Annotated in this window: 20 protein-coding genes; 9 read left to right on the top strand and 11 right to left on the bottom strand. The window is 72.9% G+C overall.

The genetic code is table 11. The features are described from left to right. Window positions 1-20: 20 nt before the first annotated feature. Window positions 21-2,099 (top strand): protein kinase, encoded by a 2,079-nt coding sequence (locus ABZW11_RS25615; RefSeq protein WP_355421711.1) that lies wholly within the window; start codon window positions 21-23, stop codon window positions 2,097-2,099. 26 nt (window positions 2,100-2,125) lie between these two features. On the opposite strand, the gene scpA is transcribed toward ABZW11_RS25615, so the two are convergent. From scpA to ABZW11_RS25590, 5 genes are all read right to left on the bottom strand, one after another. Continuing rightward, window positions 2,126-4,273, bottom strand: coding sequence for a methylmalonyl-CoA mutase (gene scpA, locus ABZW11_RS25610; protein WP_355421708.1), 2,148 nt, complete (start codon window positions 4,271-4,273; stop codon window positions 2,126-2,128). Further along, window positions 4,270-6,117 (bottom strand): methylmalonyl-CoA mutase family protein, encoded by a 1,848-nt coding sequence (locus ABZW11_RS25605; RefSeq protein ID WP_355421705.1) that lies wholly within the window; start codon window positions 6,115-6,117, stop codon window positions 4,270-4,272. The genes scpA and ABZW11_RS25605 overlap by 4 nt, the downstream gene beginning before the upstream one ends. A gap of 45 nt (window positions 6,118-6,162) precedes the next feature. Next, window positions 6,163-6,933 carry an N-acetylmuramoyl-L-alanine amidase gene (locus ABZW11_RS25600; RefSeq protein ID WP_355421702.1) on the bottom strand — a complete coding sequence of 257 codons (771 nt, stop codon included), beginning with the start codon at window positions 6,931-6,933 and terminating at the stop codon, window positions 6,163-6,165. An 80-nt stretch (window positions 6,934-7,013) separates the two neighbouring features. After that, window positions 7,014-7,952: an S-methyl-5-thioribose-1-phosphate isomerase gene (mtnA, locus tag ABZW11_RS25595; protein WP_355421699.1), complete on the bottom strand. Its 939-nt coding sequence runs from the start codon at window positions 7,950-7,952 to the stop codon at window positions 7,014-7,016. A gap of 32 nt (window positions 7,953-7,984) precedes the next feature. Next, window positions 7,985-9,859, bottom strand: coding sequence for a potassium transporter TrkA (locus tag ABZW11_RS25590; protein WP_355421696.1), 1,875 nt, complete (start codon window positions 9,857-9,859; stop codon window positions 7,985-7,987). Between the two features lie 213 nt (window positions 9,860-10,072). Between ABZW11_RS25590 and ABZW11_RS25585 the strand changes: the two genes are divergently transcribed. Beyond that, window positions 10,073-11,182 carry a DUF5925 domain-containing protein gene (locus tag ABZW11_RS25585; protein WP_355421693.1) on the top strand — a complete coding sequence of 370 codons (1,110 nt, stop codon included), beginning with the start codon at window positions 10,073-10,075 and terminating at the stop codon, window positions 11,180-11,182. Between the two features lie 118 nt (window positions 11,183-11,300). On the opposite strand, the gene ABZW11_RS25580 is transcribed toward ABZW11_RS25585, so the two are convergent. Both ABZW11_RS25580 and ABZW11_RS25575 read right to left on the bottom strand, forming a co-directional pair. Beyond that, window positions 11,301-14,075, bottom strand: a complete 2,775-nt coding sequence (locus ABZW11_RS25580) for a DUF6493 family protein (protein WP_355421690.1) — start codon at window positions 14,073-14,075, stop codon at window positions 11,301-11,303. After that, window positions 14,072-14,197 (bottom strand): hypothetical protein, encoded by a 126-nt coding sequence (locus ABZW11_RS25575; RefSeq protein ID WP_355421687.1) that lies wholly within the window; start codon window positions 14,195-14,197, stop codon window positions 14,072-14,074. Before ABZW11_RS25575 ends, ABZW11_RS25580 begins: the two co-directional genes overlap by 4 nt. 83 nt (window positions 14,198-14,280) lie before the next feature. On the opposite strand from ABZW11_RS25575, the gene ABZW11_RS25570 reads away from it, so the two are divergent. The 3 genes from ABZW11_RS25570 to ABZW11_RS25560 are packed head-to-tail and all read left to right on the top strand — an operon-like array spanning window position 14,281 to window position 18,495. After that, window positions 14,281-15,351: a C39 family peptidase gene (locus tag ABZW11_RS25570; RefSeq protein WP_355421684.1), complete on the top strand. Its 1,071-nt coding sequence runs from the start codon at window positions 14,281-14,283 to the stop codon at window positions 15,349-15,351. A gap of 4 nt (window positions 15,352-15,355) precedes the next feature. Continuing rightward, window positions 15,356-17,236, top strand: coding sequence for a prolyl oligopeptidase family serine peptidase (locus ABZW11_RS25565; protein WP_355421681.1), 1,881 nt, complete (start codon window positions 15,356-15,358; stop codon window positions 17,234-17,236). Further along, window positions 17,233-18,495 (top strand): M20/M25/M40 family metallo-hydrolase, encoded by a 1,263-nt coding sequence (locus ABZW11_RS25560; RefSeq protein WP_355421678.1) that lies wholly within the window; start codon window positions 17,233-17,235, stop codon window positions 18,493-18,495. Before ABZW11_RS25565 ends, ABZW11_RS25560 begins: the two co-directional genes overlap by 4 nt. A 3-nt stretch (window positions 18,496-18,498) precedes the next feature. Here the strand turns inward: ABZW11_RS25560 and ABZW11_RS25555 are convergent, their stop codons facing one another. The 3 genes from ABZW11_RS25555 to ABZW11_RS25545 all read right to left on the bottom strand — a co-directional run bounded on the left by ABZW11_RS25555 (window position 18,499) and on the right by ABZW11_RS25545 (window position 20,490). Continuing rightward, complete coding sequence (locus ABZW11_RS25555) at window positions 18,499-19,242, bottom strand: DUF427 domain-containing protein (RefSeq protein WP_355421675.1); 744 nt, start codon at window positions 19,240-19,242, stop codon at window positions 18,499-18,501. Window positions 19,243-19,282: 40 nt separating this feature from the next. Further along, window positions 19,283-19,870, bottom strand: a complete 588-nt coding sequence (locus ABZW11_RS25550) for a hypothetical protein (RefSeq protein ID WP_355421673.1) — start codon at window positions 19,868-19,870, stop codon at window positions 19,283-19,285. 152 nt (window positions 19,871-20,022) lie between these two features. After that, window positions 20,023-20,490 carry an adenylyltransferase/cytidyltransferase family protein gene (locus ABZW11_RS25545; protein ID WP_355421671.1) on the bottom strand — a complete coding sequence of 156 codons (468 nt, stop codon included), beginning with the start codon at window positions 20,488-20,490 and terminating at the stop codon, window positions 20,023-20,025. A gap of 170 nt (window positions 20,491-20,660) precedes the next feature. On the opposite strand from ABZW11_RS25545, the gene ABZW11_RS25540 reads away from it, so the two are divergent. After that, complete coding sequence (locus ABZW11_RS25540; RefSeq protein WP_355421668.1) at window positions 20,661-21,113, top strand: ATP-binding protein; 453 nt, start codon at window positions 20,661-20,663, stop codon at window positions 21,111-21,113. Window positions 21,114-21,125: 12 nt separating this feature from the next. On the opposite strand, the gene ABZW11_RS25535 is transcribed toward ABZW11_RS25540, so the two are convergent. After that, on the bottom strand, window positions 21,126-22,097 hold the full coding sequence (locus ABZW11_RS25535) for a LuxR C-terminal-related transcriptional regulator (protein ID WP_355421665.1): 972 nt from the start codon (window positions 22,095-22,097) through the stop codon (window positions 21,126-21,128). Between ABZW11_RS25535 and thrS the strand changes: the two genes are divergently transcribed. From thrS to ABZW11_RS25520, 3 genes are all read left to right on the top strand, one after another. Continuing rightward, complete coding sequence (gene thrS, locus ABZW11_RS25530) at window positions 22,068-23,462, top strand: threonine--tRNA ligase (protein ID WP_355421663.1); 1,395 nt, start codon at window positions 22,068-22,070, stop codon at window positions 23,460-23,462. The genes ABZW11_RS25535 and thrS overlap by 30 nt on opposite strands. 91 nt (window positions 23,463-23,553) lie before the next feature. After that, window positions 23,554-25,527, top strand: a complete 1,974-nt coding sequence (locus ABZW11_RS25525; protein WP_355421660.1) for a TRAP transporter fused permease subunit — start codon at window positions 23,554-23,556, stop codon at window positions 25,525-25,527. Continuing rightward, window positions 25,524-26,477 carry a TAXI family TRAP transporter solute-binding subunit gene (locus tag ABZW11_RS25520; RefSeq protein WP_355421657.1) on the top strand — a complete coding sequence of 318 codons (954 nt, stop codon included), beginning with the start codon at window positions 25,524-25,526 and terminating at the stop codon, window positions 26,475-26,477. The genes ABZW11_RS25525 and ABZW11_RS25520 overlap by 4 nt, the downstream gene beginning before the upstream one ends. Window positions 26,478-26,485: the final 8 nt, after the last annotated feature.

The following is a 26,485-nucleotide window of genomic DNA, read 5'->3' as shown; positions in this document are numbered from 1 at the left end:
TCACAGGAGTCACTCCCCTCATGCCCAACGTCGAACCCCTCCGCGAGGGCGACCCGGCAGCGGTGGGACCCTACCGGCTGGTCGGGCGCCTCGGCGCGGGCGGCCACGGTGTGGTCTACCTCGGCCAGGCACGCAACGGAACCCCGGTCGCCGTCAAGGTGCTGCGCGAGGGGCTCACGGCGAACGACCGCGTGGACGACCGCGTGGACGACCGCCTGGCCGCGGCCATCGCCGCCGCGCGCACGGTCGAGCCGTTCTGCCTCGCGCGGGTGCTCGACGCCTCGACCAGCGGCAGGGCGTACATCGTGGCCGAGTACGTGGACGGGCCCTCGCTGCAGCAGGCCGGCCGGCGTGGCGGCGCGGAGCTGCAGCGGCTCGCCGTGGCCACCGCGACCGCGCTCGACGCCATCCACCAGGCCGGCGTCGTGCACGGCGACCTCACGCCGTCCAACGTGCTGCTCGGCCCCGACGGGGCCAAGGTCGTGGACTTCGGCATCGCCGCGGCGCTCGGCTCGGGCATGAAGGCCACCAGCAACATCGTGGGGACGCCCGCGTACATGGCGCCCGAGCAGCTCGCCGGGCGGCCCGTGGGGGCGGCGGCCGACGTGTTCTCGTGGGCGTCCGTCCTGGTGTTCGCGGCCACCGGCGTGCCGCCCTTCGGCGACGACGCGCTGCCCGCCGTGATCAACCGCATCCTGCGGGAGGAGCCGCAGCTCGGCGAGCTGGGCCGGCCGCTGCGCGACATCGTCGCCGCCTGCCTGGCCAAGGACCCGGGGGCGCGGCCGTCGATGCGTGACGTGCTGCTGGAGCTGACGGCGCCCTCGCGCCGCACTCTGGCCCCGCACGCGGCCCCCGACGCCTACGACACCCCGGACAGGCAGGGCGTGCCCCCGATGCCCCGCCGCCGCCCCGCCGAGGCGACGACCCGCGACTTCGGCCCCACCCAGGACCCCGTCCCCGGCGACCCCCACGCCCGGCCGCACGATCCCCACGGCGGCGGTCACCCCCGCGACGCGCATCCGCAGGACCCGCGCGGGCTGGCTCGTCCCCACGACGCTCACAGTGACGTGCGCGGTGACGTGCGCGGTGACGTGCGCGGGCGCGATGAACATCAGCGGCCCGAGCAGGGCGGGCACGACGTCAGCGGGCAGAACGGGCAGACGGCCGCGTCGTTGCAGGCGCTGTTCGACATGTCGTCCACGGTGGAGCCGTCCTCCGGCGAGCGGGAGCGGCGCGGAGCGGGCATGCCGCTGGGCGCCCCCGTCGCCTTCGACGCACCGTCCGCCTCGCGCGCGGCCGACGGCCACACCTCGGCGGGCGGACCCGCCGGGGCGGGAGCGACCGGGTTCGAGCCCGGCGTCGCAGGCGCACGCTCCGGGTTCGAGGACCGGGCGGCGGGGCTCGGCGCTGCGGAGGGCGGTGGGCAGGCTGCGGCCGGCGGGCAGGAGAGCGGGAAGGGCGCGGGTAAGGCGGGCAAGCCGTCGCGGCGGCGGCGGGTCAAGACCGTGGCCGTCGCGGGCGTCTCCGGCGTGTCCGTGTGCGCGCTGGCCGGCGCGATCGTCTGGCTCACCCCGACGGAGCCGACCCCCAAGACGGGAGAGGTGCCCGCGAGCAGCGGCACCCCCACCGCACCGGCGGCCACGCCATCGGCCACCACACCGGCCGGCCCGTCGTCCGGCCCGTCGTCCGATCAGGCCAGGAGCCAGCGTCCCACCCCGCAGTCGGACGGCACGGCGACCACCGTCCCCGCCGACGACCGCACGACCGGCACCACCTCGGGCGCGAACCGGCTCCGCCTGGTCTTCGTGCGCCCCGGCGGCACGAGGAGCGGCGACTGCTGGTCGGGCGGCCAGGTGACGCTCCAGGCCCTGGTACGGCGTACCGGCACCGCGACCACCTTCACCTACGCCTGGCTCGTGGACGGCACGACGATCGCCCGCTCCTCGGCGGTGATCTCGGCGAACGGCGACCGCTACCTCGCCGCACCCCGCACCCTGCGCAGCACCGGCGGCGTCCACCGCGTCACCCTGCGCATCACCACCCCGGTCACCGTCGAACGCACGGTCTCCGTCCCCATGTGCGAGCAGGGCACCTACTGACCAGCGCGCTCGGGTCCGGCCGTGGCCTAGTGGCGCTTGCTGAGCTGTTCGAGCAGGCCGAGGGCGGCGTCGGCGATCACCGTGCCCGGGGGGAAGATGGCGGCGGCGCCGGCCGCGCGGAGTTCGTCCTGGTCGCCGGGTGGGATGACGCCGCCCACGACGATCATGATGTCGGCGGCGTCGAGCGCGGCGAGGGCGTCGCGCAGGGCGGGGACGAGCGTGAGGTGCCCGCCGGCCAGCGTCGAGACGCCGACGATGTGCACGTCGGCCTCGACGGCCTGGCGGGCGACCTCTTCCGGCGTCTGGAACAGCGGGCCGACGTCGACGTCGAACCCGAGGTCGGCGAAGGCGGTGGCGATCACCTTCTGGCCGCGGTCGTGGCCGTCCTGCCCCATCTTGGCCACCAGGATGCGCGGCCTGCGCCCCTCTGTCTCGGCGAAGGCGTCGCAGGCGCGCCGGGCCCGTTCGATGTTGGCGGCCTGGCCTGACTCGTCGCGGTACACGCCAGTGATCGTACGCACCTGCTCGGCGTGCCGGCCGAAGACCTTCTCCAGTGCCTCGGAGATCTCCCCCACGGTGGCCTTGGCGCGGGCGGCGTCCACGGACAGCTTGAGCAGGTTGTGCTCCAGGCCGGGCGCGGGGTGCGAGGCGGCCTTGGTGAGGGCGTCGAGCGCGCGGCGTACGGCGTCGGGGTCGCGCTCGGCCCGCAGCCGGGCCAGCTTGTCGAGCTGGCTGGCCCGTACGGCGCTGTTGTCGACCTTGAGCACCTCGATGTCGCGGTCACCGTCGGCCCGGTACTTGTTGACCCCGATCACCGGCTGCCTGCCGGAGTCGATGCGGGCCTGCGTACGCGCGGCGGCCTCCTCGATGCGCAGCTTGGGCAGCCCCGCCTCGATGGCCTTGGCCATGCCGCCGGCCGTCTCGACCTCCTGGATGTGGTCCCAGGCGCGGGCGGCGAGGTCGTGGGTGAGGCGTTCGACGTAGTAGGAGCCGCCCCAGGGGTCGATGACGTGCGTGGTGCCGGACTCCTGCTGCAGCAGCAGCTGGGTGTTGCGGGCGATGCGCGCGGAGAAGTCGCTGGGCAGGGCGAGCGCCTCGTCGAGCGCGTTGGTGTGCAGCGACTGGGTGTGGCCCTGGGTGGCGGCCATGGCCTCGACGCAGGTGCGGGCGACGTTGTTGAAGACGTCCTGCGCGGTCAGCGACCAGCCGGAGGTCTGGCTGTGCGTACGGAGGCTCAGCGACTTGGGGTTCTTCGCGCCGAACCCGGACACCAGCTTGGCCCACAGCAGCCGGGCGGCGCGCAGCTTGGCGACCTCCATGAAGAAGTTCATGCCGATGCACCAGAAGAACGACAGCCGGGGCGCGAACCGGTCGATGCCGAGCCCTGCGGCGGTGCCGGCGCGCAGATATTCGACGCCGTCGGCGAGCGTGTACGCCAGCTCCAGATCCAGCGTGGCTCCGGCCTCCTGGATGTGATAGCCGGAAATGCTGATGGAGTTGAATTTCGGCATCTTCTCACTCGTATAAGCGAAAATATCCGAAATGATGCGCATCGACGGAGCCGGTGGATAGATGTAGGTGTTGCGGACCATGAACTCCTTGAGAATGTCGTTCTGAATGGTCCCCGCGAGCTGCTCGGGCGCGACGCCCTGCTCCTCCGCCGCCACGATGTAGAGGGCGAGGACGGGCAGCACCGCGCCGTTCATCGTCATGGACACCGACATGCGGTCGAGCGGGATCCCGTCGAACAGCTGCCGCATGTCGTAGATCGAGTCGATCGCCACCCCCGCCATGCCGACGTCGCCCGCGACGCGCGGGTGGTCGGAGTCGTAGCCCCGGTGGGTGGCCAGGTCGAACGCCACCGACAGGCCCTTCTGCCCGGCCGCCAGGTTGCGCCGGTAGAAGGCGTTGGAGTCCTCGGCGGTGGAGAAGCCGGCGTACTGGCGGATCGTCCAGGGCTGGTTGACGTACATGGTGGGGTAAGGGCCGCGCAGGTAGGGCGGCGCGCCGGGATACGTCCGCAGGAAGTCCAGCCCGTCCAGGTCGGCGGCGGTGTAGAGGGGCTTGACCGCGATGCCCTCGGGCGTCTGCCACACCTCGCCCTCCGGCTCCGGGCCCCCTGGCCCGTCCGCGGGCAGGGGGCCGAGCGGAATGCCGGAGAAGTCCGGGATCATCTGGTCACCTCCAGGTCGTCGAACGTCTCGCGGAGCACGGCGGGCACGTCGCACCCGGCGTAGAGGTTCGCGTCGATCCCCTCATAACGTCCCTTCCCCGCCAGCCACACCTTCTTCGCACCGGCCTCGCGCAGGGCGGCGGCGACGGAGGCGGCGTGCTGCTCGTAGAGCTGGTCGGTGGAGCACAGGCAGGCCACGGTGGCGCCGCCGGCGGCGAACGCGGCGGCGATCTGCCGAGGGTCTGTTCCCGGCCCGGCCGTCTCGACCGCCAGCCCGCCGGACCGGAACAGGTTCGCGGCGAACGTGGCCCGCGCGCTGTGGGCGGCCAGGGGGCCGATCGTGGCCAGGAACACCTTGGGCCGCTCGGGCTGCGCGTCGGCCAGGTCGCGCAGCCGCTCGTACGGCTCGGCGTACCGGATCCTGGGCGGCTCCGCCCGGTCGTCCGTGCGGTCGTCCATGCGGTTGTCCGTGCGGTCGTCCGTGCGGTCGTCCGTGCGGTCGTCCGTGCGGTCGTCCGTGCGGTCGTCCGTGCGGTCGTCCGTGCGGTCGTCCGTGCGGTCGGGAGCCCGCCGCAGCGGTTTCTCGGCAGGGTCGGGGAACTCGCTCACCCCGGTGATGGGAAAGCGGCGGTGCGCGATGTCGTCGTCGCGGCGCTCGCGGGTGGCGGCGACGCGGGCGGCGATCAGCGGCCCCGCCGCCAGGATGCCGCCGGCCGCCTCGATCTCCTGGAAGAAGGCCCAGGCGGCGGAGGCGAGGTCGGCGGTGCGGCGCTCGACGTACCAGGAGCCGCCCGCCGGGTCGATGACGCGCCCCAGGCCCGACTCCTCCAGCAGCAGCGACTGGGTGTTGCGGGCGATGCGGCGGGAGAAGTCGTCGGGCAGCCCCAGGCAGGCGTCGAACGGCTGCACGGTCACCGCCGCCGCCCCGCCGACCCCGGCGCCGAAACAGGCCAGGGTGGTGCGCAGCATGTTGACCCAGGGGTCGCGGGCGGTCATCATCGCGGAGCTGGTGACGGCGTGCTGCCGCTGCCCGCCCGCGTCCGGGGCGCCGCAGACCTCGGCGACCCTGGCCCACAGGCGGCGCGCGGCGCGCAGCTTGGCGATGGTGGCGAACTGGTCGGCGGTGGCGGCGTAGCGGAACTCGAGCTGCCCGAGCGCCTGCCCGGCGCTCAGCCCGGCCTCGGTGAGCGCGCGCAGCTCGGCGACGCCGGCCGCGATCGAGCAGGCCAGTTCCTCGGCGTCGCTGCCGCCCGCGTCGTGGTACGGCGTGGCGTCCACGGTGACGGCCCGCAGCCCCGGATGCCGCTCGGCGCAGCGCAGCGCCAGCTCGGCTCCGCCGGTGCCGTACGCCGCCGACGCGCCGAGGTTGCCCGACGGCTCGACGCCGCGTGCCGCGGCCAGCGCGAGCAGGGCCTCGGCGGCCTCGGGGGTCTGCTCCCCCGCTTCCAGGACGACGGGCGCGAGGTCGAGGTAGACGTTCTCCAGCACCCTGCCGAGCGCGCTCACCGGGATGGCGCCGTCGCCGACGACCAGCCAGAGCGAGGTGACGCCGTTCTCCAGGTCGGCGAGCACGGCCTCGGGGTCGGCGACGGCGTGCCGCTGGCGTACGTCCCAGCCGCCGGTGACCCGCGCGCCGCGCACGTAGGGGGCGGCGCCCGGGAAGCCGGGGTCGCCGGGCAGGTCATCGGTGTCGTAGAGCGGGGCGATCGTGAGCCCGTCGTACGTCGTCCTGGACAGCGCCTCCTCAGGCGAGGACGCCTCGGCTCCCGACCTGCGCAGCACCTCCGCCGCCAGCGCCCGCCAGTCGTCCCGTGAGATGGGCGCGAACCCCGCTGCCAGTTCCATGGTTCGGATAGTAGGCGGAACCACCCGAACCCAGTAACCCCGGGTCTAAGCCTCCCAAGTCAGGCGCCAGGTGATCGGGCCGACAATGCCGTCGTCGCTGACGTTCTGCTGCCGCTGGAAGCGCCGGCACACCTCGCGCGACTCCGGCCCGTACGCGCCGTCCACCGCGAGCTCCCTGCCGCGCCGCCGCATCTGCGTCTGCCAGGTGCGGACGTCCTGGCCCCGCGTGACGGGCGGGTAGCTGAGCAGCCTCCCGGGGAACGGCGGCGCGGCAGGCCCGCCTCCACCGCCGTCGTCGCCGCCGCCCGCCGGGCGCGGCGCGCCCCGTCTGACCCAGGCGTAGAGGGGCTCGCCGGGGCAGTCGGTGGCGTAGCCGTCGCGGTGACCCTTGATCTCCTTGCCTGCGCCGCCGTTCTTCCTGACGAACTCGATGGCGTCGACGATGGCGTGCAGGATGCCGTCGGGCGGCCTGACCAGGCCCGAGTTGCCGACCAGTCCGAGCACGGCGTAGTGGCCGGCGTTCAGGCCCGGACCGTTGGCGGCGGGCAGGTGGTGCAGGCCCCTGCCCTCGAACACCTTGCGGTGCGGGCAGGCGACGTAGCTGTAGCCGATGTCGATCCAGCCGTTGCCGTCCATGTGGTGGGCCTGGATCGAGCGCACCAGCGCCGCGCAGCGCCCGTGGTCGCCGACGATCGCCTCATCGACCCTGCCGCCGGTGTAGTGGACCTTGACTCCTTTGGTGGAGTCGAGCTGTGTGTAGTCGCCGCGCGGGGCGCGGGCGTTCCAGTCGCGCCGTAACACCAGGTCGATGGCCACCGTGAGCTCCGAGGATCGCTGTCGTGACGACCGAGCGTAACCCGCAGGACGCGGAACGGTCCCAGGATCGGCGATTTCGGTTACGGCCTGATCACCCGCCGGTCGGTCACGATGGCGGTGATGAGGTCGTGGGGCGTCACGTCGAAGGCCGGGTTGAGCGCCTGGGTGCCCTCGGGGGCGATGCGCACGCCGCGTACGGAGACGATCTCGTCGGCGCCGCGGTCCTCGATCTCGATCTTGTCGCCCGACGGGGTGTCCTCGTCGATCGTGGACTCCGGCGCGACCACGATGAACGGCACCCCGGCGCGTTCCGCCCCGAGCGCGAGGGCGTACGAGCCGATCTTGTTGGCCGTGTCGCCGTTGGCGGCGATGCGGTCGGCGCCGATGAGCACGGCGTCGACGTCGGCCCGCGCCAGCAGATAGGGGCCCGCCGAGTCGGCGATGAGCCGGTGCGGCGCGCCCATCCTGCCGAGCTCCCAGGTCGTGAGCCTCGCGCCCTGCAGCAGCGGCCTGGTCTCCAGCACCAGCACCTCGGCCAGCCGGCCGCGCTCGTGCAGCGTCTGGACGACGCTGAGCGCGGTGCCGCGCTCGACGGCGGCCAGCCCGCCGGTGTTGCACACGGTCATGATGCGCAGCCGGTCGCCTTCGAGGAGGGCGGCCCCGCGCTCGCCCATGGCCCGGCCGGCCGCGAGGTCGTCGTCGCGTACGCGCAGGGCGGCGGCCAGCACCGCCTCGCGGCCCTCGTCGAGGTGGGCGGCGGCCTGGTCGACGCCCCAGGCGAGGTTGACGGCGGTCGGCCGGGCGGCGCGCAGCGCGGCGATCTGGTCGGGGTCGCCGTCGGCCAGCACGACGCCGAGCGCCCCCGCCACGCCGAGCGCGGGCGCGCCGCGCACCGCCAGCCGCCTGATGGCGTCGATGAGCTCGGCGACCGTGTGGATGCGCAGCATCACGCACTTGTCGGGCAGCAGGGTCTGGTCGATGATCTCGACGGCGTCGTCGACCCAGTCGATGGTCCTCACGACAGAACGCTAACCCAATCTCCTGGCAGCCATCAGCGTTCGGCGAGGACGATGACCGAGTCGCTCTCGCCGAGCACGATCGGGCGCGTCTTGTCCGGGTTCAGGACGATGCCGTAGTGCGGCGGATCGTTCCTGCCCAGGTTGTCGCGGTAGCCGATGGCGGTCTCTCCCCTGAGCCGCGCCGACTCCACGACGGTGGAGAACGACACCTCCACGCCCGTCTTCACGTAGTCGGAGGCCGGGCGGGGGTAGATCTCCGAGCCGCGCGAGTCGAAGAGGTAGCCGAAGACGTCAGCGAGGTGCCGGTTCTCGGCGAGCTGGGCCAGCAGCAGGCCGATGACGGTGTCGCTGATCACGATGTCGTCGGCCTCGGTGACCTCGGCGAGCGCGCGGTTGTTCTCGTCGTGCATCTCGCTGACGATCGAGTAGTGCTCGCCCAGCGTCTTCTGCATGTCGCGCAGCTGCAGCAGCGTCATGAGCGTGCGGGTGTCGGCGTGGTGCGGGTCGAAGCGGTCGTCGGAGAGCACGATGACGTGCTGGAACAGGCCGACGCCGAGCGACTCCAGGGCGAACCTGTCGGTGGTGTCGCAGTCCTTGACGTTGACGGTGAGGTTGCGCAGGCCGGTGAGGTTCGTCCCGGCCGAGGGGTGGTCGGTGGCGACCTCCAGCACCGAGCCGGGGGCGACGTAGCCGTCGAGGTAGCGGATGATCTGCTCGGCGCGGCCGTTCCAGTTGAGCAGCAGCGTGCGCTCCGGCTGGGTGGGCGCCTTCTCCGCCGTGACGATCGCCGCCTCCTCCAGCGCGGGCCTGCCGGCCGCGAGGCGGACGTGCGAGTCGTCGTCGGCGATGATGATGACCTGGTCGCCGTCGTTGATGACGGTGTCGAGCGGCGGGTTCAGCACGATGCCGGACGGGCGGCGCAGACCGATCACGGACGCGGTCTCGTACGCGTGCAGCGCGTCCCCGTACGTGACGCCGAGCAGCTTCTTCGGGGTGCGCAGGTAGATCTCGCCGCCGTCGAAGTTCAGCAGGTCCATGCAGACCACGGACATGCCGGACTGGCGGGAGGACTGCACGATCAGCCGCGAGGCGGTGTCGTCGGAGTCGACCAGGTGCACGTCCTCGCCGCCGGCCAGGTGGGCGGCCGCGATGTTGCGGCTGGAGGTGAGGGCGGCCACCACCGGCGGACGCACGCCCTCGCGCTTGGCCAGCGCGAGCAGGATCTTGATGACGTGGGCGTCGGGGTCGTCGCGGTCGGGCGACAGCACGACGACGGAGCGGGCGGTCGAGAGGTTCATCAGCGCGAGGTCGCGCGGCTCGGTCGGCCGTCCCGTACGGCACACCACGCGGGTGCGGCCGAGGTCGCCCAGCCGCTCGCGGATGTCCTCCTCCATCTCGAGCTTGTCACGTTCCGCCAGGATCGCGATGACGGAGTGCTTCTGGCTGGCCTGCGCCTTGACCAGCTCGGAGATGATCGTGAACACCTGGTCCGACCAGCCGAGAATGACCGTGTGCCCGCGCTCCACGATCCGCGAGCGCCCCCTGCGCAGCCGGTCCACCTTCTGCTTGAGGCCGTTGGACAGCAGACCGACCAGCATGCTGACGATGAACAATCCGCCGAGCGACATCGCGAACATGATCGCGACGTACGTGATGGACCCCTCGTCGCTGGCGACCTTGCCCGGGCTCAGGGCGTGCATGAGGGAGATCCACAACAGCTCGCCGGCGTGGTCGACACCCTCGGGCTCGTTGGGCGCCAGCCACAGCGTCAGTCCCGTCACGACCACCATCAGCGCGGCCGACACGATCGCCAGCCACCCGATGAGCGACGCCGTGCCCTTCGACATCGTGTTGTCGAACCAGTACCGAGCCCGTTCGCGGAACGTGACTTTCGACACTTCCCCCATACCTCCGCTTAAGGACTGATTTACCCGACGTCACAAGGTACCGGGCATGCACCCCTCCCGCATGGCGAAGCGGTCACAGTTTCCCCGGCGCCGCAGGGCCTGGCGCGCCCGGCCCCCTCGTCACCACCCGGCCGGGTACCCTCAAGGAGAACCACTGTCCCCAGCCAGAAAACTTCTCGACATCCGGCCCCTGAGACGGAGATCATCAACGGTATGTCTGTGATTAGGGAGGTGCCGTTCCCCAGCCCGGACTCCTCTGAGCTCCCGATGAACATCTGGATCGACGACGCCGACTCCGCCATCGACGTGATCGACGCTCTGGCGCTGTCGCCGTTCGCGACGGGCGTGCAGCCGTGGTCCCGCCTGGCCAACCTGGAGCGCGTACGCCCTGACGCCCCGCTCGCCCCCGCCGGCGGCCGGGTGCTGCGCACCGCCCGGGTCGAGGACGGCTCCGAGTCACGGCTGATCTGCGGTGACGGCTGGACCTTGCGCGTCGTACGCCACCGCAACCGCACGGCGACGGTCAGCGTCACCGCGGTCGACGAGGACCTGGCCAAGAGCGTGCTCGCGGAGAGCATCGAAGGCGCGGAAGAGGCCGTCCCCGACGTCGACCACGTGGAGATGGGCTTCTGGTGGCGCGGCATGCACGGCGGCACCCGCTCGGAGAAGCCGATCACCGCGCAGCCCTGGGACGAGATCAGCACCAACTACTCGGCGAAGGTCCGCCCGGCGCTCGACCGGCTCATGGCGGTCACCCCGGAAGACGTCAACGGCCGCCTCATCCTGCTGCACGGCCAGCCCGGCACCGGCAAGACCACGCTGCTGCGCACGCTCGCCAAGCAGTGGCGCGACTGGTGCCAGGTCGACTGCGTGCTCGACCCCGAGCGGCTGTTCAACGAGCCCGGCTACCTCATGGAGGTCGCCGTCGGCTACGACACCGACGAGGAGTCCCAGCGCTGGCGGCTGCTCGTGCTGGAGGACTGCGACGAGCTGATCAGCTCCGGCGCCAAGGCCCAGGCGGGTCAGGGGCTGTCCCGGCTGCTCAACCTCACCGACGGGCTGCTCGGGCAGGGCCGCGACGTGCTCGTCGCCATCACCACCAACGAGGACCTCACCCGCCTCCACCCCGCCGTCGTCCGCCCCGGCCGCTGCCTGGCGCAGCTCGAGGTGGGGCCGCTGAGCAAGGAGGAGGCGGTGGCGTGGCTGGGCACGCCGGAGGGCGTCGGCCCGTCCGGCGCCACCCTGGCCCAGCTCTACGCCCTCCGCTCAGGCCGCGAGATCACCCCGACCCCGGGCGACGAGTCGACCGGCCTCTACCTCTGACGCCGGTCCCCGGGGGCGCCTTGAGAGACGCCCCCAGGGATCACCGCACGGCCCTTTCCCGGGGCGCAGGTCACCCTTGTCCGGAGGCGTGTTCCCCGGCGCGCCCCCGGATCGCCCTTCAGGTGAGGTAGGTGTGCAGGCGGCGGGCCTCGCGGACGAAGTTGTTCGACGCCTTGCGCTGGGCGATCTCGGCCACGCACGGCACCGCGCCGCGCGCGCCCGCCCATCGGGCCGCGCGTGAGGCGAACACGAGGCCCTGCGTGTGCCGGGTGTGCGACCGCTCGCCCGGCGGGGGCAGGAAGCCCGGCAGGAACGCGGTCACGATCCGCCACACCTCACGCTGCGCGCCGAGCGCGGCCGCCGCCTCCAAGGTCTCGAACGCCGGGCCGGGCTTGAGCTCCGTACGCTGGATCAGCAGCGCGAGCCGCCGTCCCACGCGCTCGGCGTCAAGCTCGCCGCGCGCGGCCAGCTCCACGACCGGCCGCGCCCGCTCCTCCGCCGCCCCGCGCGCCCGATCCGCGACCAGGTACGCCACCACGAGCGCGAGCGCCTCCCCGGGCGGCCCACCCGCCGCCGCCAGGACCCGCGCCTGCGCCGTCTCCACGCGCACCCGCCGCCACCGCTCCACGAGATGCGGCACGCAGTGGGCCGCCACCGCCTCACGATCGGACGGCATCAGATGAGGCCACCACCCCAGATACCCGCCGTGATCACGCAGCCGATGCGCCACGGACCCGCTGAACAGCCCGTCCACGAGCTCCAGCCCAGTGGGCCCGTCCGGCCGCAGCCGCGCGCTCAACTCGTGCACCCGCCCCAGGACCGGCCCGGTGTCAGCCGCACAACAAGCCCAGCCCTCCTGCCAAGGACCGGACCCGCCGACAGCCATCTCGCCGCTCTGCTCCCGGCACGACCAGATCAGCTCGGCGATCGGTTCCGGCCGCTCGCCGTTCATCCAGCGGGCGGCGATGCGGCCCGCCTCGGAGGTGAGCCGGGCCGCCTGGGCCGCAGCCTGCCGTGGGACGTCGCGAGGCAGCCGTAACAACGCCTGCTGCAGGTCGGCGGGCAGGGCCTCGGCGCCCGCCCGTTCGTAGCCGGACAGGCGCTCCACCAGCACCTCCGGGTCCAGTAGTCCGGAGCCCTCGGTGGGTTCGGCGAGCAGGTAGGGCGGCAGCGTGCCCGCGGCGAGCGCGTCGTGGACCTCCGCCCAGCGTCGCAGCAGGAACAGGTGCGGCCCCGGCACGTCCCCCGCCCCCGGCAGGCGCTCGTCCGCGGACGACGTGGCGACGGTCCCGGTCACGAGGCGGCCGATCGCCTGAGCCCAGTGGCCGATGTCCAGCCAGGGGCCCGGGGGCGGAGGCCGGTGTTCCTTGAGGCGGATGGTGAGGGCGTCGCGGGCGCGTCCATACAGGTGGACGACGCCCGCGAGCCAGCGTTCCGCACCCTGCCAGTCGTCCGGCGGGCACGGACCCAGCTCGTACGCCGCCCGCACCGGCGAGGGGAACGCGCCGGCCTCGAGGGGTGCGGGCAAGGACACCGGGGTGAAGCCGTCGAGATCCCCGGGCCCGTCCGCCGGCTCCGCGCCGAAGACGGCCGCCAGCGTCTCGCCCAGCTCCTGCGGCAGGACCCCCATCGCCTCCCTGATCGCCCGGGCCCCATCGGCGGTGAACCGCTTGGCGTGCTTGACCGCCACCCGCACGGCCCGCCCCTGCACGTCGGTGGACTCCGAGCCGAACGCGCAGCCCAGCGCGGGCGCCAGCGCGTCGAGCCCGGCGGCGGGGTCACCGGCGGCGACCTCGTCGAGCCAGGTGACGCCGGCCGTCTGCAGCTTGCGTTCGGGCCTGAGCAGCAAGGCCCGCACCGCCTCGGTCACCTCGCCGCCCTCCAGGTCGTCGAGCCGCCGTACGTGCCTGAGCACCGTCTCGGCGACCGCGCCAGGCGCGGCAGGCAGCAACCGCAGGTAGGCGCGGCGACGCCGGCTCACCTCGTCGTCCGCGGGCTGGAGCAGCTCATGGAGGCGTACGAAGAAGCGCAGGTCGGCGGGCTGCCCGCCGCGCAGGAACCGCCGCAGGCACCCGTCGAGCAGCAGGTCGCGCCCGATCCGCCCGTCGCCCGCCAGCTCGTGCAGCGCGGCCAGCCACGACCGGGGCCTGAGCGGGTCGGCGCGTTCGTCGCGCAGCAGCGCCCCGACCCCCTCGGCGTCGAACATCCGGGGCACGAGGTGGTCGAGCAGCGGGTCGGCGCGCAGCCCCGCGGCGTCGGGGGTGCAGGCGGCCCACGCGACGACGAGCGGGTCGTGCTCGGGCGGGGTCACTCCGGTGTGGCGCAGCAGGGCCAGCACCGTACGGACCCCCTGCCCCGGGCCGCCGCGCCGGCGCGGCCCTGGAGCGAGCTTGAGCGCGGCCAGGGTGGCGAACTCGGCCCGCCACTCCGCCGTCCGCCCGGCCAGCCCAGGCCCGAGCGACCAGAGCAGCACGGCGTCACCCGGCTCCTCCGCCCGGCCACGACTCCGGGCTTCTCCTGCGAAGCGCCCGTACCTTTGAGAACGGCTCGTGACGGCGGCCTGGTGCGCGACGTGCGAGCCGCGACCCCATGGGACCTGCGCGCCGTCGTACGGGCCGTCATACGGGCCGTCATACGGGCCGTCATACGGGCCGTCGTACGCGCCGTCATACGGGCCGCGCCCGGACGGAGCGTGACGGCCGTGCCCCCAGGAGGCTCGCGGCGCGGGATCGGAGGGGGTATAAGGGCTGTGCGCGCCTCGTGGGCCGGGCCGCCACGGAGCACGGGGGTCGAGGCGGTGGAGGAGGTCGGCGGCCGTCTCGGGGTCGGCGGTGGCGACGGCGGCCGCCACCGCGTCCCAGGACGTGGCGAGCGGCTCCTCCCCGACGTTCACGGCGCCGCCTCCCCCACGGCCCGGACGCCGGGTAAGGCCGTGTCACCGGCGGGCGTGCGGCCGGGCATGCGGGCCGGCGGGCAGGGCACGGGATGCGGGTGTGCCTGGAAAGGGAAAGTCATGCCCCAGACCATAGGGTTGATCACCGACACATTCGCCCCGGTACGTAAACCATCCGATGTGCGGCATGTGTCACAAAACCACAATGTGCCTGGTGCTCACCGTCGATCTGGCCCGCGTCGCCTTCACCCGCTTCGCCGTACCGACGGCACAGGAAGGCGCGCAGGAGTGGACCGGTGAAGAGCACCCGATCGGCTTCGCGGCCACCCAGATCATCCCGTCGTGGACGGCCCGCACCCCGCCCGGCTCGTGGATCGAGATCGCGTTACGCGCGAAGGCCCGTTCCACAGCCGAGGACACCTGGACCAAGTGGTACGTCATGGGCCGCTGGTCCGAGCACGGCGACCCGCGGACGTCGGTGCCCGGCCAGGGCGACGCGGACGGCGACGTGGCGGTGGACACGTTCGTGGCCAGGCGTCCGGTGACCGCCTACCAGGTACGCGTGACCAGGCACGGAGCAGGCGCCGAGCTGACGGGCCTGGGCGTGATGGCCTCGGCCCTGCCGCCGCGCCCGCCCGCTCCCAGCGCTCCCGGCCCGGGCGGCGCGGTGGAGCTGGACGTACCCCGTCACTCGCAGCACGCGCACGCCGGCCACCACCCGCGCTACGACGGCGGCGGCGCCAACTGGTGCAGCCCGGCCTCGGTGGCGATGGTGCTGGCGTTCTGGGGCCGCGGTCCGGCCCCCGAGGAGCTGGCCTGGGTGGGCGGCGGCGACCCCGCCCCGGCGGTGGACCACGCGGCGGCGGGCACGTACGACGCGAGCTACCAGGGCACCGGCAACTGGCCGTTCAACGTCGCCTACGCCGGCCGATACGGATTGTCCGGGTTCGTAACGCGGCTGCGGTCGGCGGCGGAGCTGGAGCCGTTCGTCAGAGCCGGCATCCCGGTGATCACCTCCCAGTCGTTCAAGGCGCACGAGCTGCCCGGCTCCTGCTACAGCACGAACGGTCACATCCTGGTCGTCACCGGCTTCACCGCCGAGGGCGACGTGGTGGTGAACGACCCCGCCGCCCCCACGGACGGCGAGGTCAGACGGGTCTACCCGCGGGCCGCGTTCGAGCACGTGTGGCTGCGGAGCTCGGGCAGCGGCGGCATCGCGTACGTGCTGCACCCCCCAGACGTCCCTCTTCCTCCTAGTACCAACGGCAATTGGTGAGTTCATGAGCATTAGCCCGATCGACGTGGCGAGGACCGACGGCGGTCCCCAGTGGGTGGAGGCGGTGGCCACGCCCGCCGGGGTCGAGGTCTGGTGGGACGAGCCCCGCCCGCACGAGGGCGGCCGGCGCTGCGTGGTCCGCCGCCTGCCGGACGGCACCCGCGTGGACGCGCTCCCCGAGGGCTGGAACGCCCGCAACCGGGTCGTCGAGTACGGAGGCCGCTCCTGGCGCCCGCTGCCCGGCGGCGGCCTGGTCTTCACGAACTGGGCCGACCAGCGCCTCTACCGCCTGGACGGCCCCCTGGACGGCCCTCTGGACGGTGCCGAGCCGGTGGCGCTCACTCCGGAGGGCCCCGCGCGCTACGGCGACCTGTACCTGCCGCCGGGCCGCGACGAGGTGTGGGCGGTCAGGGAGACCCACGACGTGCGGGACCTGGTGGCGGTGCCGCTGGACGGCGGCGACGTGCGGGTCATCGTCAAGGCCCAGCACTTCGTGATGAACCCCCGCGTCTCCCCCGACGGCCGCAAGGTCTCCTGGATCGGCTGGGATCACCCCAACATGCCCTGGGACGGCACCGAGCTGTGCGTCGCCCCGCTGGCCGCCGACGGCACGGCGGGCCCGTACGAGGTGGTGGCGGGCGGCCCGAGCGAGTCGGTCACGCAGGCCGAGTGGCGCGACGAGACGAGCCTGTACGCGGTCACCGACCCGACCGGCTGGTGGAACGTGCACCTCGTCCCGCTCGGCGGCGGCGAGGCCCGCAACCTGACCCCGATGGAGTCCGAGTTCGGCGTGGCGCCGTGGAAGCCCGGCCTGGCCACGTTCGCGGTCGCGGACGACGGCCGGCTGGTCGTCGTGCACGGCACCGCCGACCACCGCCGCCTGGGGCTGCTCGACCCCGGGACCGGCGAGCTGCGGGACCTGGGCGGCACGGCCACCCACTGGTCGGGCACCGTCTCGGCCGCGGGCGGCAAGGCCGTGGCCGTCAAGGGGACGCCGTACACGCCGCTGCAGGTCACGCTGGTCGGCCTGGACGACGGCGGGCACGAGGTGGTGTCGGCGCCCAAGCCGCTGCCGGACCGCGCGCTGCTGCCGGCCCCCGAGGCGGTGACGATCGAGGGCGTGCACGCCCACCTCTACCCGCCGTCCGGCGCGCAGGGTCCGGGTCCTTACGTAATCTTCGTGCACGGCGGCCCCACCGGCAACATGCCGATCCTGCTGGACCTGGAGATCGCCTACTTCACCAGCCGGGGCATCGGCGTGGCGGTGGTCAACTACGGCGGCTCGACCGGCTACGGCCGTGCCTACCGCGAGCGGCTGCGCCACCAGTGGGGCGTCGTGGACGTCCAGGACTGCGCCATAGTGGCGCGCGGGCTGGTCGAGCGCGGGGTCGCGGACGCGGCCAGGATCGCCATCAGGGGCGGCAGCGCGGGCGGCTGGACCACCGTGGCGGCGCTGGTGCACAGCGACGTGTTCGCGGGCGGGGTCGCGCACTACGCGATCACCGACCCGGAGAGCTGGGCCGCCGAGACCCACGACTTCGAGTCGCGCTATCTGGACGGCCTGGTGGGCCCGCTGCCCGAGACGCGGCAGCGCTACACAGAACGCTCCCCGCTCCTGAACGCCTTCCGGGCCTCGGGCCCCTGCCTCATGTTGCACGGCCTGGAGGACGCGATCGTGGACGTGGGCCAGGCCGAGCGATTCACCGCCGAACTGGACAAACATGGCAAAGAGTGGGCCTTGCTCACCTTCCCCGGCGAGCAGCACGGCTGGCGCAGGGAAGAGACCATCGTCGCGGTATTGGAGGCCGAGCTGGCCTTCTACGGGCTGATCTTCGGCATGGAGACCCCCGGCGTGCCGCCTCTGACACTGAAGGGGAGAGCGTGAAGAGCGTCGCCGAGATCTGCTCGGACCTGATCAGGTTCGACACCACCAATCCGGGCTCGGGAGAGCGGCCGGCGGCCGAGTACGTCGCCACGCTGCTCGCCGACGCCGGGATGGAGCCGGTGGTGTTCGAGTCCGCGCCGAAGCGGACCACGGTCGTCACCAGGATCGACGGCGACTCGCCCGACGCGCTGCTGATCCACGGCCACCTCGACGTGGTGCCCGCCGACCCGGCCGAGTGGCGCATGCACCCGTTCTCCGGCGAGATCGTGGACGACTGCGTGTACGGCCGCGGCGCGGTCGACATGAAGGGCTCGTGCGCGATGACGCTGGCGACGGTGCTCGGCATGGCGGCGCGCGGCGAGCGGCCCAAGCGCGACCTGGTGCTGGCGTTCCTGGCCGACGAGGAGGCGACCGGCGACCACGGCTCGCGGCACGCCGTCGGCGAGCACCGTGACCTGTTCGACGGGGTGAGCGAGGCGATCAGCGAGTCTGGCGGGTTCAGCGTCGGCTCGGGCGACGACCGGGTCTACCCGATCGCGGTCGGCGAGCGCGGCACCGCGTGGATGCGGCTCACCGCGCACGGCGTGGCGGGTCACGGCTCACGCCCGCCCAGGGACAACCCGGTGGCCACGCTGGCGCACGCCCTGTCGCGGGTGGCGTCGTACGAGTGGCCGGTACGCCTGACGCCCCCGGTCGCGGCGCTCATCAGGGAGCTCGGCGAGATCACCGGCCGGCCCGTGGACCTCGACCGCCTCGACGCCGAGGCGGCCCGGCTCGGCGCGCTCGGCCACCTGTTCAAGGGCCAGATCCGCAACTCGGCGAACCCGACCATGCTGGACGCCGGCTACAAGGTGAACGTCGTGCCCTCCACGGCCCAGGCGCACGTGGACGGGCGCTACCTGCCCGGCCTCCAGGAGGAGTTCCTCGGCGTGATCGACGAGCTGCTCGGGCCGAAGATCACCCGCGAGTTCGTCAACCTGGAGGACGCGCCGGGCGCCCCCTACCCGTCGCCGTTCTTCGACGAGCTGGCCGGGGCGCTGGTGGCCGAGGACCCGCGGGCGCGGCCGGTGCCGTACGTGATGGCCGGCGGCACGGACGCGAAGTCGTTCGCCCGCATCGGCATCAAGGGCTACGGCTTCGCGCCGCTCATGCTCCGGCCCGACCTCGACTACTTCGGCATGTTCCACGGCAAGGACGAGCGGGTGCCGGTCGAGGGCCTGGAGTTCGGCACCCGCGTGCTGACCCGGCTGCTCACCTGAGCGTCAGGCGAAGATCGTCTTGGGCCGTTCCTGCAGCACGCCGTCCACGTACACGTCGAGCTTCTCGTCGTAGAACGCGACCAGCCCGGCGATCTTCTCGCTCTCGGGCAGCGGCGTGCGGTAGGACCAGGCCAGGTCCTTCTCGCCGTTGACCGACCAGTAGTGCGCCGTGCCCTTGTACGGGCAGTTCGTCACAGTGTCGGTCGGCTCCAGCAGGTCGAGCCGTACGTCGGTCTGCGGCAGGTAGTAGCGGGTGGGCAGCCCGGTCTCGAACAGCAGGCGCGGGCTGTGCGAGTCGGCCACCGTGACACCGTCCACCTCGATGCGGACGTGCCGCGAGCTGCTGAGGATGTCCACCCGCGTGTACGGGTCACGCGCGTGGAAGAAGACCTCCTCGTCCTCCTCGAACCAGGCGTCCATCGCGCCCCACTCGAACCGCACGTACCCCTTGATCTCCTCCAGGGGCGAGTCGGGGTAGACGAGCGCGGCGTCGGCGGCCTCCTTCGTCCCCGAGGTGACGGTGTGGATGACCGCGTCGCCCCGGCTCGGCGAGTGCTTGGTCGCGCCCGTCGGCTTGAGCGCGGACTCGTCCACGTCGGCGAGCGGGAAATAGTAGGCGGGGTAGTAGGGCACCTCCCAGACCAGGAGGGCGGAGGTGGTGTCGGCCACCACTCGGCCGCCGAGGTAGGTCCTGACACGCTTGGCCGTACGCTCGACGCGCACCCGGCCGCGGTTCTTGGCATCCATATCCCCGCAAACCCGCCCGCGGCCCCGCCTATTCCGGTCGTCAGCCGAGGCCGAAGGCGGCCAGCGTGCCCCACGTCGTCAGCGTGCCGGTCACCGCTCCTGCGGCGACCTGGGGCCAGGTGTGGTGGGAGAGCCTGACCCGCGCCCAGCACACCAGCGCCACCACCGCCGCCCCGATGAGCGCGGCCGGCCAGGCGGGCAGCACGTGCGCGAGCACCACGACCGTGCCCGCCGAGACGGCGGCGTGGAAGGAGATCTTCCAGCGCAGCGTGATCGGGACGGTCACCGCCAGCGCGATCAGCATCGCCGTCACCGTGGCCACGAGCAGCGTCGGGGCGCCCAGCACGACCAGCAGCGCCAGCGCCACCAGCACGGCCGCGACGGCCGCCAGCAGCGGCTTGGTGCGCCGCGTCCGGTCCACGATGTGGTGCGAGTCCAGCAGTCCCCTGCGTACGCCCACCGCGATCACCGCCGCCGGCACCCCGCCGCAGAGCATCGACGCCACCAGCCCCCAGGCGGCGCCGCTCCACCCCTGCGCGAGCAGCCCCACGGCCGGCGGCATGACGATGACCAGCACCTGAGGTGCCAGGATGTTCGTCACCCGCCTCGCCACCAGCTCAGCCGTCATGGCACGAAACAGTACGCGATCATGCCCCACACTCACCCCACCAGCCACAAAACACCAGGTAAGGCGCCCCAATCCCAAACCGCCGAAATTCCCCAAGCAACGGGCCACGAGATCGGGGCGTCACCCGGCCACCTGCCTGAACTAGGCGCGGGTCAGGTTTTGGAGGCCGCGTTGACGATGCGGGTGGTGGAACGGCCGGGGATGGCGTCCATCTCCCAGCAATCGGCGCCCAGGATCGCCGCCGCGGCGGCGCGGGCGCCCGCGTGCGGGTCGCCGGCCGTGTGGGCGAGCGCGGCGGGACGCATCGGGGCGAGCAGGTCGATGTAGTCCTCGGGGCCGTGCGCCTCGGGCGGCCCGGTGACGACGAAGACGCCGGTCACGAAGCGGAGCGCGGCCAGCACCTCGGCCCGCTCTTCGGCCGGGTTGACCGGCCGGGTAGGACCCTTCCACGCCCGCACCCGCGGGTCGTCCTCCACACCGACGACGAGCGGCAGCCCGCGCGCGGCCACCGCACCGAGGTAGCGCACGTGGCCCACGTGCAGGATGTCGAAGACTCCGGTCACGACCGCCGCGCCCGGCCGATCGTACGGCTGCGCCCAGACGGCCTCCAGGCTGCTCACGCGACCTCCTGCTCCCCCATGGGCCTAGACGACTCGTCGATCGCAGCGTACTCGGTCGGCGCGCGAGGCCGTGCAGGCGACCTCGGAAAGGCGATTCCTACCTTTTCGCGATAATCTCCGGGCCCCCTCTGGCGCGTCTCCTATCGTCACCGGATTTGGGGGAGGTCGCCGTGGCACCGCCGGACGCGCACCAGGTGAACGAGGACGACCGGCCAGGCCCAGGCGACCACGTGGTCCGGTTGCCGGGGACGCCGTCGCAGGTCTCCAGGGCCAGGGCGCTGGTGAGGACGGCGCTCGGCCGCGATCATCCGCTCTACGACGACGTGGTGCTGCTGACGAGCGAACTGGCCACGAACGCGATCCTGCACACCAGGTCGGGCGCCGGCGGCTCGTTCACGGTGAGCCTGGCCAGCTCGCGCAGCACGGTGCGGGTGTTCGTGACGGACGCGGGCTCCGACGGGCCGCCGTGCGTGTGCCGTACGGGGACGCAGGAGACCAGCGGACGGGGGCTGCCGCTGATCGAGGCGCTCAGCCACCGCTGGGGCTTCACCCGTGAGCAGGGCGCGACGACGGTCTGGTTCGAGCTGCTGGAGGAGCCCGTCCCGGCCGGCGTCGCGGTCTGACTCACCCGAAGCTCAGAGGTCGAGCCGGCACAGCCCCTCGGCGAGCGCCTTCGTGGTCAGGCGGGTGCGGCTGTCGCAGCCCAGCTTGGCGAAGATGTGCTCCAGGTGCGTGGTGACCGTGCGCACGCTGAGCACGAGCGCCGCCGCGATCTGCGGGTTGGAGTCGCCGGCCGCGACCCGGGTGAGGACGTCGACCTCGCGCCCGGTCAGGTCGTACGGCAGGGGGCACGGCCGCTCGGCCGCCACCGCGCCCTGGAGCGCCCCCTGGAACCCGACTCCGGCCCTGACCAGCCGCACTTCGTGCCAGCGCCCGTCGCCGCCCAGCCAGAGCCCCTGCCTGCTCAGCTCGCGCGAGTCGATGAAGGCCCGTGCGCAGGCCGCCATCGCGGGGTCGTCCCACAGGACGGGCGACGCCTCGCGGCCCGGCACCTCGCGCCGCGTGCCGAGCCGGTCGAAGGCCACCGCGCGGAACCCGGAGGGCAGCCCCACCGGGTCGATCACGCACCGGGTGAGGTCGGTGACGTGGGCGAGCAGCGGGCTGACCGCGGCCACCAGCGCGCCGATGCGCCGCGGGAACGCCTGCCTGGCGGCCAGGTGGAGCAGCCCGGTGAAGCGGCCCTCGTCGAGGAAGAGCGGCGCGGTCAGCCCCGCCCGCCAGCCGTAGGGGGCGAGGTGGCGGCGGAAGTAACGCTCGGTGCCGGGCTCGGGCATCTCGACGGGCGCGCGGGTGTCGAGGGCCCTGCGGTAGGCGTCGAGCCCGGCGTACTCCTCCGCCGCGTCGTGGTCGATGCGGGGGTGGCCGTCGGAGATCACGCTCTGGTGGCGGCCGGTGGCGGGGTCGTAGGCGACGAACTCGTAGGCGTCGAGCGGGACGACGCGGCGCAGCGCCGCCATCGCGCCGTGGGCGCCCCCACCGCCCGCGACCTGGTAGCCGACCTCGGCGAACGCCTGGAGATGGCGCACGTCAACGGTGATCTGGGCCACGCCTGCCTTTATATCATTTACCGTTTTCCGCCCTTGGCTTTACCGAAACCCGGGGTGCTATGGTCGTGCCATGCAGCAGCGCGCCTTCGTCACGACGACGCCGGACACCGTCCCGGCGCGCTGATTCCTTGCTTCCCGGGCGGACGCCCGGGGAGCTGGTCGTTCGCCCTTTCCACGGAAAGGTTGATCATGAACGACCACCGCAGGCTCGGCCGCGAGCTGGGCATCTTCGACACCGACCCGCTGATCGGCTCAGGGCTGCCCTACTGGCTGCCCGCCGGCGCGGCCGTGCGCAAGGCCGTCGAGGACTACGTGCACGAGCTCGAACGCCGCAACGGCTACCAGCACGTCAACTCGCCGGTGCTGGGCAAACGCGAGCTGTACGAACGCTCGGGCCACTGGGCTCATTACGCCGACGACATGTTCCCGCCGATGGTGATGGGCGGTGAGGAGTTCGTGCTGCGGCCCAGTCTGTGCCCGCACCACGCGCTCATCTACCGCTCCAGGCAGCGCAGCCACCGCGAGCTGCCGCTGCGCATCGCGGAGCTGGGCGGCATGTACCGCTCGGAGCTGTCGGGCGTGCTGGGCGGCCTGACCAGGGTGCGCTCGATCCAGCTCAACGACGGCCACGTGTTCTGCGCGCCCGAGCAGGCCGCCGCCGAGGTGTCGGCCGCGCTCGACCTCATCGAGGCGGCGCACGCGCGGCTCGGCATCAGGGCCGCGCGCTACCGGCTGTCGCTGCGCGGCGACGGCGCGAAGTTCGTGGACGACCCGGCCATGTGGGCGCGCTCAGAGTCGGTGCTGCGCGAGGTGCTGAGGGAGCGCGGGCGGCCGTACGACGAGGAGCGCGGCGAGGGCGCCTTCTACGGCCCGAAGATCGACATCCAGATCGCCGACCCGGCGGGCCGCGAGTCGACCCTGTCCACCGTCCAGGTCGACTACTTCCAGCCCGAGCGCTTCGACCTGGGCTACGTCGGCGGTGAGCGCCCCGTGATGGTGCACCGCAGCGTCGTGGGCGGCATCGAGCGGCTGGTCGCCCACCTGGTCGAGGTGCACGGCGGCGCCTTCCCCGCCTGGCTGGCCCCGGTGCAGGCGGTGGTGCTGCCGCTGTCGGACGCCGAGCTGCCGGCCGCCGAGAGCCTGCTGCGGCGCTGCCTGGAGTCGGGGCTGCGGGCGGAGCAGGCGCCGGCCGATCGGGGCAGCCTCGGTGCCAGGATCAGGGCGCACCGGCTGGTGCCGTACCAGCTGGTGGTGGGGCCGCGCGAGGCGGCGAGCGGGAGCGCGTCGGTGCGGCTGCGCGACGGCTCCCAGGCCGGTGAGGTGCCGGTGGAGGAGCTGGCCGCGCGGGCGCGGCCGTTCGGCTGACGGTAAAGATCAATCGGATAACGGAGGCTTCCCCGATCGTGTAAAGGGCTCGTAAAGTCCGCTGCAACGGCCGAGGTCCGAGGAGGACGGCTTGACCGAGCTGAGCGATCGTGAGGCCGACCTGGTCTCCGCCCACGAGCAGGAACGCCCGGCGCGCGAGCTGGGCGGTCCGCTCCGTGCCGGGGTGTGGGTCGTGGGCGGGCTGCTGTCGGCGTACTCGCTGCTGGTGGTGTTCCGGCCGGTCGAGGCGATCCAGCACCGGATGACGTTCCTGGCGGTGGCGCTGCCGCTGGTCTTCCTCTGCTACCGCTCGGGGCTGGACGCGGTCGCGCGGCGGCTGCTGGGACGCCCCGCACCCGAGCCCCGGGACGGCACGAAACCGGAGCGGCCGGGCGTGGCCGACTGGCTGCTGGCCGCCGCGTCGCTGGCCGTGCTGATCTACCCGCTGCTCGACATGGACGCCTTCCGGGACCGCGGCTCCGGCGCGGCGCTGACGGACCTCGACGTGGTGTGCGGCGTGGCGCTGACCGTGCTGCTGCTGGAGGCGGTACGCCGCACGGTCGGCCTGGCCTTCGCCGTCATCTGCGTGGGCTTCCTGCTGTACGCCTACTACGGCGCGTACCTGCCGATCGACTGGACGATCGGGCACCCCGGCTTCGACGACTCGCAGATCGTCTCGCAGCTCTACACCGGCACCGAGGGCTTCTTCGGCGTGCCGATGCAGGTGGCGGCGAGCTACATCATCCTGTTCACCGTCTACGGCGCGGTGCTCGACCACTCCGGCGCCAGCAAATTCTTCATCGACCTGAGCTTCGCCGCGTTCCGCAGGTCGAGGTCCGCGCCCGGCCGTACGGTGACCACGGCCGGCTTCCTGCTCGGCACCGTGTCGGGCTCGGGCGTGGCGACCACGGTGAGCCTGGGCAGCGTGGCCTGGCCGGTGCTGCGGCGGGCGGGCTACCCGAGGGAGGCGGCGGGCGGCATCCTCGCGGCCGGCGGCATCGGCGCGATCCTGTCGCCGCCCACGCTCGGCGCGGCGGCGTTCATCATCGCCGAATACCTCGGCGTCAGCTACCTGCAGGTGCTGCTGTACGCGACCGTGCCGACCCTGCTCTACTACCTCGGCATCTTCCTGGCCATCGAGATCGACTCGCGCCGCTTCGGCACCCGCGCGGTCGAGGTGGACGCGCCGGGCGCGGGGCGGCTGATGCTGCGCTTCGGCTACCACTTCAGCTCGCTGATCCTCATCGTCGTGCTGATGGCGCTCGACCGGTCGGCGTTCCAGGCGGTGGTGATCGCCACGGTGGTCGCGTTCCTGCTGTCGTTCCTCGACCCGGAGCGCCGGATGGGGCCGCGGCGCATCGGGCGGGCGCTGGCCAAGGGCGCGCTGGAGGTGCTGCCGGTGACCGCGGTCTGCGCGGCGGCCGGCATCATCGTCGGCTCGATCACGCTGACCGGGCTCGGCCAGAACCTCGCCGACATCATCGTGGACATCGGCGCCGGCAGCCTGATCGCGACCACGTTCATGGCGGCGGTCGCGGTGCTGCTGCTGGGCCTGGCCGTGCCGGTGACGGCGAGCTTCATCATCGCCGCGGTGATCATCGGGCCCGCGCTGTTCGACCTCGGGGTGACGCGGCCCGAGGCGTACATGTTCGTCTTCTACTACGCGGTGCTGTCGGAGGTGAGCCCGCCCACGGCGCTGTCGGCGGTCGCGGCGGCGGCGATCACGGGCGGCAACACGTACCGGACGATGATGATGACCTGGCGGTACACGCTGCCGGCCTTCCTGGTGCCGTTCGCCTTCGTGCTCACCCCCAACGGGCAGGCGCTGCTCGGGCAGGGCCCGTTCGGCACCGTGCTGCTGATGACCGCCGTGTCGGCGGTCGCGGTGGCCGCGCTGGCGGTGGCCACCGGCGGCGCGGCCGCCTGGCCCGAGCGGGTGCTCGCGGCGGTGGCCGCGGTGCTGCTGCTCTTCCTCGAGCCCGTCCCCATCGTCACCGGCCTCGCCGTCCTGGCCGTGGCCGCCGCCGTGCATCTCGTCAGAAGAAGGAGAAGGGACCCAAGGTGAAGCGGATACTCACGATCGTCGCCGCCGCCGTCCTGACCGTGGCCGGCTGCGGGGGCGGTGGCGCGGGCGGCGGCTCGGGCAACCGGATCTCGATCGCCACGGGCGGCACGACGGGCGTCTACTACGTCTACGGCGGCGGCCTGGCCAAGCAACTGTCGGCCGGCATCGCGAACACGCAGGCCACCGCATCGGTCACCTCGGCCTCGGTGGAGAACATCAAGCTGCTCGCCTCCGGCAAGGCGCAGATCGGCTTCTCCCAGGCCGACACCGCCGCCGACGCGGTCAACGGCAAGGACAGCTTCACCGCCGAGCAGCCCATCAAGGCGCTGGCCCGCATCTACGACAACTACCTGCACCTGGTGCTCGCTCCCGGCGTGAGCGCGGCCAAGGTCGCCGACCTGAAGGGCAAGCGCGTCTCGCTCGGTCCCGCCAACTCCGGCACGCAGGTGGTGGCGCGGCGCGTCCTGGAGGCGGCCGGGCTCGACCCCGACAACGACATCACCAAGCAGCAGCTGTCCATCAACGAGTCCGTGCAGGCCGCCAAGGACGGCACGATCGACGCGTTCTTCTGGGTCGGCGGCCTGCCCACGGCCGGCATCACCGACCTCGCGGTGAGCAGGCCGGACATGAAGGTGATGGACACCAGCGAGGTGCTGCCGGCGATGCGGTCCACGCACGGCGAGCAGTACGTGAGCCTCGACGTCGACCTGGCCGCCACCTACAAGCTGTCCGGCATGATCAAGACCGTCGGCATCGCCAACGTGCTGCTGGTGCCCGACTCGATGGACGAGCAGCTCGCGTACGACATCACCAGGACGCTGTTCGAGAAGAAGGCCGAGCTGGAGAAGGTGCACCCGGAGGCGAAGAAGCTGGACCCGGCGCTCGGGCAGCAGGTCGCCCCGGTCGAGCTGCACCCGGGCGCGGCCCGCTACTACAAGGAGAAGGCCTGACCCGGCTG

Origin of the sequence: Nonomuraea sp. NPDC004580, from assembly GCF_040609855.1 — a bacterium.
GTDB classification, from domain to species: domain Bacteria; phylum Actinomycetota; class Actinomycetes; order Streptosporangiales; family Streptosporangiaceae; genus Nonomuraea; species Nonomuraea salmonea.
Note: the sequence above shows the minus strand (reverse complement) of the source record. Positions and strands in the feature narration are given on the sequence as shown.

Bases quoted from the DNA above. Each gene is read 5' to 3' on its own strand.
- ABZW11_RS25615 (WP_355421711.1), top strand. From the start codon at position 21: ATGCCCAACGTCGAACCCCTCCGCGAGGGCGACCCGGCAGCGGTGGGA.
- scpA (WP_355421708.1), bottom strand. From the start codon at position 4,273: ATGATCCCGGACTTCTCCGGCATTCCGCTCGGCCCCCTGCCCGCGGAC.
- ABZW11_RS25605 (WP_355421705.1), bottom strand. From the start codon at position 6,117: ATGGAACTGGCAGCGGGGTTCGCGCCCATCTCACGGGACGACTGGCGG.
- ABZW11_RS25590 (WP_355421696.1), bottom strand. From the start codon at position 9,859: ATGGGGGAAGTGTCGAAAGTCACGTTCCGCGAACGGGCTCGGTACTGG.
- ABZW11_RS25585 (WP_355421693.1), top strand. From the start codon at position 10,073: ATGTCTGTGATTAGGGAGGTGCCGTTCCCCAGCCCGGACTCCTCTGAG.
- ABZW11_RS25575 (WP_355421687.1), bottom strand. From the start codon at position 14,197: ATGACTTTCCCTTTCCAGGCACACCCGCATCCCGTGCCCTGCCCGCCG.
- ABZW11_RS25570 (WP_355421684.1), top strand. From the start codon at position 14,281: ATGTGCCTGGTGCTCACCGTCGATCTGGCCCGCGTCGCCTTCACCCGC.
- ABZW11_RS25565 (WP_355421681.1), top strand. From the start codon at position 15,356: ATGAGCATTAGCCCGATCGACGTGGCGAGGACCGACGGCGGTCCCCAG.
- ABZW11_RS25555 (WP_355421675.1), bottom strand. From the start codon at position 19,242: ATGGATGCCAAGAACCGCGGCCGGGTGCGCGTCGAGCGTACGGCCAAG.
- ABZW11_RS25550 (WP_355421673.1), bottom strand. From the start codon at position 19,870: ATGACGGCTGAGCTGGTGGCGAGGCGGGTGACGAACATCCTGGCACCT.
- thrS (WP_355421663.1), top strand. From the start codon at position 22,068: ATGGCGCACGTCAACGGTGATCTGGGCCACGCCTGCCTTTATATCATT.